This window comes from Micromonospora sp. A200 (assembly GCF_029893845.1).
GTDB lineage: Bacteria > Actinomycetota > Actinomycetes > Mycobacteriales > Micromonosporaceae > Micromonospora > Micromonospora purpureochromogenes.
Genome location: NZ_JARXXY010000047.1, coordinates 34,875 through 41,638, shown reverse-complemented (window position 1 = coordinate 41,638; position 6,764 = coordinate 34,875). Strand labels below are relative to the sequence as shown.

The following is a 6,764-nucleotide window of genomic DNA, read 5'->3' as shown; positions in this document are numbered from 1 at the left end:
CGGCTCCGCGGAACGCGGAGCCGGCCCGGCCGGTGTCGGTCGACTGCTCAGCAGTCGAAGTACATGGCGAACTAACCGCGCATGGCGGCTGACCTGGGGGAGAGGCGTCGATCAAGCCGCTGAGCAGGTCGTACGTCGTATATCAACTTCCATCGTTGTCCAGTGTTTCCAGGCGGCATCTGTACCCCTCGTGTACCTAACGATCATGGGGTGGTGGTGTGTGCGAGTGGTTCCGAGGGGGGCCGGTGCGGCATCCCGTCGCGCAGGCTCCGCCCTGCCAGACCGCGCCGACCTGGTCCAGGTGGAGCGCCCCACCGGACGAACGACCTGGACCAGGTCGGCGCGGTCTGGTGGCCTCCGGTGTGCGACGGGTCCCCGGTCGCGGCCGGGGCATCCCAGAGTCGCCGAGGGTCCGGGGCGAGTAGCCCCGGCCGCCGGAGGCCATCTCCGGGTCGTAGGGCCGGAGGCCCTACCCGCCGGAGGCAGATTCCCGAAGCGTGCCGCTTGGCGTCAACGCGGAAGAGCCGGCAGTCCGTCAGCGTGCGTCACGGCCTGGCTTGTGGCCTATCGGTGCTGGCGACGCTGGGCGCTCCACTGGCTCACAAGGTGGGCAGAGAGCAGGACAAAGAAGGCCAGCATCAGCACACCAAGGAGGTCATGGGTCGATTCCTGCCAGCTTCGGGGCATGATCTCCCGCGCCTCGAAGAGAAGTCCGGCAGCACCACAGCAGGCGGCAGCCGACGCCCAGAGTCGAGGACGGTGCACCACTCGACCGAACAACCTGGCAGGTTCGGTGCGTCGACTGCGGACCAAGACAACACCGGCGAGCACGATCACAGCGCCACTGCCGCCAAGGACCAGCGCAATCATCACCGCCCAAGACACGTCCATGGCCGTCACGGCGCCAGGGTAGCCGTAGCAAGCGATGCCCCTGGGTATGGGTGTCCCCGCCCGAGATCGTTGATTCCGCGTCAGCCCCGGTCATCCGTAGATGAGGATGGTCGGGGCTTCGGCGTGTCCGCCGGTCTCGCGGTGGCCACCGCCGGGCCGCGCCGGGAGCGAAGCGGCAAGGCGCGGACGGCCGGCGAAAGTGGCCCCGCGTGCGGCCCGCAGGGCCGCCTTGAAGACGTATGGAAAGTTCTCACCGGGCCGAACCGGCGGCAATGTCCTACTTCGGTTGATGCGCACCTTGACTCCGCTTGATGGGTTACGCGGTCCCCGATCCGCTGGCTACCGACTGTGAACCTCTGGCCGAAGACGCGAATGCGGCAACATCCGCTGATCTTCCGGCGGTCATGCTGGTATGCGTTTACCGTGACAACCCGGGGGCTTCCGGCGGGAACTATGGCCCGCCATCTTGACGGCGACCAACCGGGCGGCGATGGCGGTGCCGGCCATCCTCGTGCCTTTGCCCGCACCCACGCAACCGTGGCTGGCCTAGCCAGTCCGTCACCTCAGCCAACTCGGCGAGCCCACCCGTCTGCGGCCACCGTCGTATGTGGGTGAACGAGACGACGACTGAGACGATCGTCTGGCGCCTGCACGAGTTCTGACCGCATAGCGACAGAACCCCCCATCAGCGCGTCCTGCCCTGTACCGTCTGCCCCCTCTGTAGCCGTCCAGACTGGCCCTGGGGAGATCATGGACGAGTTCGCAAGCGCCAAGCAGAAGATCAAGGAACTCGCCGCTGAGCTAACGAACTCCCCATTGAACGAGGCAACGACGCGCATCAGGATCATCGATCGACTCCTGATCGAATGCCTTGGCTGGAAACACGGCGACATCACAAACGAGCCCTACCATGCGGGCGATTATGCCGACTACGAGTTGGGTCAGCCGGCAACAGAGATGATCGTTGAGGCCAAAAAAGAAGGCTACTACTTCTCTATACCGGCAGGCTTAGAGGGTCGACGGCAGATAGATATTGCGACCCTGCTGGAGGACGCGAACGCAGGAAAGGCTGTAAAACAGGTATTGAAGTACTGCCAGGAGCGCGGGGTGCCCATCGCTGTCGCGACGAACGGGCGTCAATTAGTCGCTTTCTACGCGTCCCGCCAGGATGGAGTACCGCCCCTCCAAGGTCGCGCCCTCATATTCTCCTCTATGCAGGAGATGCACGACGACTTCCAAGTTCTCTGGGGCAACCTCTCGCGAGAAGGTGTCGCGATGAAGAACCTGCAACGGGCGCTCTTGGGCCGGTCGATCCAAGCAATGGCACCAGGAAAGCTCTCTGACGAGATTTCGAACTATCCTGGCTTCAGAGCAAGAACTTCACTCGAAACCGACCTGAAGACTCTGGGTGACCTATTTTTGCAAGACCTTGGCTCATCATCCGGGCCGCTGTCTAAGGAGTTCGTCGAAAAGTGCTACACCCAAAACGACGCACTCTCCCAGTATGCAACGGTTAGTAAAGAGATTCTCCGCTCTCGGTACGCCGCTTTGAGAGACGCGGCCGAGGTGGAATCAGAACCAGCCACCACCCGTAAGGGCATCAACCAGAAGCTAACTGCCACAATCATGACCGAGGCGCTTAGCCGGCGACCGCTAGTGATAGTCGGAGACGTGGGCGTTGGAAAGACTATGTTTCTTCGGAACCTGATTGAGGTTGAGGCACGTGAGCTTTTGGGCAACGCCTATGTCTTCTACATCGATTTCGGCCGCGAGCCCGCTCTATCTAACGACCTGAAGGCGTACGTTCTTGAGAGATTGGTGGACCAACTCAGAGAGGTCCATTCGATAGACATCGAAGAAGGGGCGTTCATCCGAGATGTCTACAAAACGGAGCTTGCTCGGTTTGCAAAAGGGGTTTTCGGCCCGCTCGCGCAGTCTGATCCAGCGCAGTTTCAGATGCGCGAAATCGAGCGTCTTCAGCAGCTTGCGGGAAGGACCGACGAGCACCTCAAAGCATCTTTTGACTACCTCAAGACCAGGAAGCGGCGCTCACCTGTAATTGTTTTAGACAATATAGATCAGCGCCCGCCAGAGTTCCAGGATGAGATATTTCTCATCGCGCAATCTCTGGCCGACGGATGGCCCGGCACAGTTTTCGTCACTCTGAGGCCGAGCACCTTGTACGAGTCCAAGACAAAGGGATCTCTAGCGGCTTACCAACTGAGAGTGTTCACCATCTCGCCCGCCCGGGTCGACCGTGTCATCCTCAAGCGTCTCGAATGGGCGTACGAGCAGCTTACTGAATCTCAGGAGTCGGGCGCTTTTGCAACTCGTTTTACAATCAATGCAAGTGCCATGCAAGCCTATTTGGACGTGCTCATCAAGGCTTTCACTGAGGATCGGGAGCTGAATGAGATCCTAGATAACCTAAGTGGAGGGAACGTACGAACGGCCCTTGAGTTCCTTACTACCTTCATCGGCAGTGGTTATGTCTCCACTAGTCGCGTCCTAGAGGTAGCGGGCCGGGGCTCGATCTATACCGTACCTACGCACGAGTTCATCCGCGCTATTGTTTTTGGGGACTACGACTACTTCTACCCATCTGCAAGTAAGATTTGCAACGTATTCGACATCTCGACAGATGACGGCAGGGAGCACTTCCTGATGTGCCTAGTGCTGGCTCACATTGAGAGAGCGGGGGTGGCGGCGGGTCGAAGCGGCTACATCGATGTTGCCAACGTTTACCGGTACGCGCAGGAACTCGGCTTCACCCAGGAACAGACCGGATCGCAGCTGGTGCGGGCTAAGGATTGGAACCTAATTCACGCGCCAGAGGGGCGAAATATGGAGGGTCCGTTCCGTATTACGACAGTTGGTAGTTACATGCATAAATCAATGGTGAAACGGTTCGCGTACGTCGATGCAATGATCGTGGATACTCCGATAACTGATATCGCCTTCCGTCGGCTGATCACTAACATCTTCCCCGTGCGGGAGAGGATCGACCGCGCGGAGAAGTTTCGTTCGTATCTTGACCAGCAATGGCTTAAGTTGGGATCTTCTGATTCCGGCACCGCCTTTGACTGGCCCACGGCGTCAGGTCAGCTAAGAGCCGATTTGGAATTGGCCAAGGAAAAGGCCGAGCGTGCCGTATCGCGTAGAACCAATTGGTACTAGCTGGTAAGATCCTCGGTCTCGGTAGGGCATCCATGAAGGCTTGGGCGACGTCCCGCATTGTGGTCACGATGGCGTCGACCTTCGCCGCTCTGAATAGTTGTGCTTTGTTGGGTCGGTTGGCGTAATAAATTGCCCGGACACCGGCTCGTCGGGCTCCTTCTATGACAGCTAGGGAATCGCCAACTAGCACAGAGCGTCTCGCTACCCCGCCTAGGGCCAGCACGGCATGCACAATCGGCGTAGGTTTACGGGGCTGCCGGCCTGGTGACCGGCGTTATCCTCGCTCCCATGGATGAGGGCCCCGGCGGTTGGCCGGTTCTTCGGCGTGCTGGACGACCTTCCCGGCACCGACCGCGTGTTGCCCGCGAGGACCTAAGCGCAACGTCGGTGAAGCTTGCGAAGCGCCTCCGCCAGCTGCTCAACGAGATGGGCTTCGATTACCGCTACACGCCGCATGCGGACTGGTTCGGCGTCGCCTGACCCACGGAGGTTCGCCGGATTGCCCGGTGGGCCACCTGATTTCAGACTGGGCGGCCGCAATCGCATTTCCTATGCTCGTAGCCGTGACGGGGCTGTTCGAGATCGCGGTGTTGCTGCTCGTGCGAGCACAATCAACACGCGAGATCCGGTGCGCGCTCATGCCCCGATCAGCGCGCCGAGGTGTCGCAGATCAGTTGGCGGACGAATGTCGCACATCAGTCGACGGAGGATACGCCGCGCTGTCCGCGCGTTGCCGAATTCCGCTCTATAAGATCAAGGCGGCCCGCAAGCGGGCCGCGCCGGCCCGGCCCCGGCCTGCTGGCGACCTTCGGCCGGCATCGGCCGGGCCGGCCGGCCACGTTGAGGGACGACACGATCAGAAGACCTCGGGGCTCCGCCCCGAACCCCGACCCTCCTCAGAGATCAGCTCCGGATCCCCTCGCCGGGCACCACAAGGGCTACCAGCCTTCCCGGACGGGGCCAAGGTCGTTCGTCCGGTAGGGCGCTCCACCTTGTCCCCGTCCGGGAAGGCTGGACGGTCTGACGACTGCCCGACGAGGAGATCCTTCACCCCCACCGCGCACGCCAAAAGCCCTGTTCCCCGCGCATGAGCTCCGCCGCCCTTTAGCCATCAGCTCGCCCGTTCTGCCGGCTTTGTGTATTCGTGGGTCATGTTGGTCCGCCCGGTGGCATCGGCAGTTCGGATGGTCTACGTCGGGAGCGGGCGGCGTCGGCGACGGCGATCCCGGCCAGGACCACCGTGGCGGCGGTGCTGACCAGCAGCGGCGGTGCATCCTGCATTGCCGGCAGCAGGGCGGCCAGCACGAGCAGCCCGATCCACCGGGCCCAGGACACTCGATTGAACACCGCGTACTCGAAACCGGCCCGCCCGGCGAGGAACAGCGCGGGTCCGCCGAGGATAACGGTGATCCAGGCCGGTGGGGCGTGCCCGAGCGGGTGGGCGATGACGAGTTCGGCGCCGACGGCGATGGCGACTACGCCAGCCACCATGACCAGGTGGGCGACGAACGTCGCCCGGGCAGCGCGTTGCGGCTTGCGCGCCGCTGTGAGCGCCGTGGCCAAGACCTCCCCGGCGCGGTAGATGTAGATGCGCCAGAGCAGCACGGTGGTGGTGATTGCCAGCAGGAAGGCTGCGGTCCGGTCGGGCGGGAAGCCGGAGCCACGCAAGGCCAGTCCGGTGACCAGGATCAACTCGCCGAGCGCGATGATGAAGAACTGCCGGTGACGCTCGGCGAAATGCCCGGACACGAGCGAGAATTCCGGCTGGGACGTAGGGCCTAGCCCCGGCGTGGGCCAGCGGAGGACGAATCCCGTGTAGTCCACGACCACGGCCAGGGCCCACAGCACCTCCCGCCCGGTACCCGGCGCGAGCGCCCCGGCGATCCACGGCACCGCGGACACCCCAGCCCAGGCGAGTACCCGTAGGGCGTCGCGCTGCCGCTCCCGGACCCGCGCGGCGACCAGCAGGAGGAAGCACCGACCGACCCGGATGGCGAGGTACACGCCAGCGAAGACCAGGCCCTGCGCGCCGAACGCCTCGGGCAGTGCGACCGCGACCAATACCGTGCCCACCATGCTGACGGTGACCAGCACCTGGACCACCGACCGCTGCGGGCTGTAGACGTCGGTTAACAGCGCCGTGTCGGACCAGATCCACCACACTGCCAGCAGCAACAGCAGCGTCTGAAAGGCGCCGCGCCAGGTGAGGTTCTGGATCAGCCCGAACGAGAGCTGGGTGAGTGCGAAAACGAATGCCAGGTCGAAGAAGAGTTCCAGGAACGTTGCCTCTCGCGGATCCTCGGGTCTCCGTACCAGGTCGGCTGCCTCATTGCTGGCCATCTCGTCCGTCCTGTCGTATTCGCGCCCCCCGAAGGTGCGGCATTCGGACCACGCCGCTGGCTGCGGGTAGCTGGCGTGCGGCTACCCGTTGCGAACACACATCAGGCATGCCGTTTCGTCTCGGCGCGGTCCGCGTCTGCTGGAGAGCCGGCCTGTCCAGGGCGGAGTGCGCCCCGGAAGCGCGCTTAGCCTCTGGACAGCGTCGCCGAGGCTACGGATCAGATGGCTGTGTGCCAGCCACGTGCCAGTAGCCGGTGCACGGAAGGGGCACGAGCGGGCAGGAGTTGTAACCCACTCCCCTGCCATGAGCAGACGTATCGGGCATCCCGGGGCCGTGATCTTCGTCCTTCCAAACT

At 62.9% G+C, this 6,764-nt stretch carries 3 protein-coding genes; 1 reads left to right on the top strand and 2 read right to left on the bottom strand.

Annotation, left to right across the window (positions count from 1 at the left end; translation table 11 throughout):
• Nucleotides 1-564: 564 nt before the first annotated feature.
• Complete coding sequence (locus M2302_RS29755) at nt 565-900, bottom strand: hypothetical protein (protein ID WP_280841133.1); 336 nt, start codon at nt 898-900, stop codon at nt 565-567.
• A 741-nt stretch (nt 901-1,641) separates the two neighbouring features.
• On the opposite strand from M2302_RS29755, the gene M2302_RS29750 reads away from it, so the two are divergent.
• Nucleotides 1,642-4,068, top strand: a complete 2,427-nt coding sequence (locus tag M2302_RS29750) for a hypothetical protein (protein ID WP_280841132.1) — start codon at nt 1,642-1,644, stop codon at nt 4,066-4,068.
• 1,149 nt (nt 4,069-5,217) lie between these two features.
• Here M2302_RS29750 and M2302_RS29745 read toward each other — a convergent pair.
• Nucleotides 5,218-6,408: a low temperature requirement protein A gene (locus M2302_RS29745; RefSeq protein ID WP_280841131.1), complete on the bottom strand. Its 1,191-nt coding sequence runs from the start codon at nt 6,406-6,408 to the stop codon at nt 5,218-5,220.
• Nucleotides 6,409-6,764 lie beyond the last annotated feature (356 nt).

Coding starts and splice junctions, on each gene's coding strand:
- M2302_RS29750 (WP_280841132.1), top strand. CDS start 1,642: ATGGACGAGTTCGCAAGCGCCAAGCAGAAGATCAAGGAACTCGCCGCT.
- M2302_RS29745 (WP_280841131.1), bottom strand. CDS start 6,408: ATGGCCAGCAATGAGGCAGCCGACCTGGTACGGAGACCCGAGGATCCG.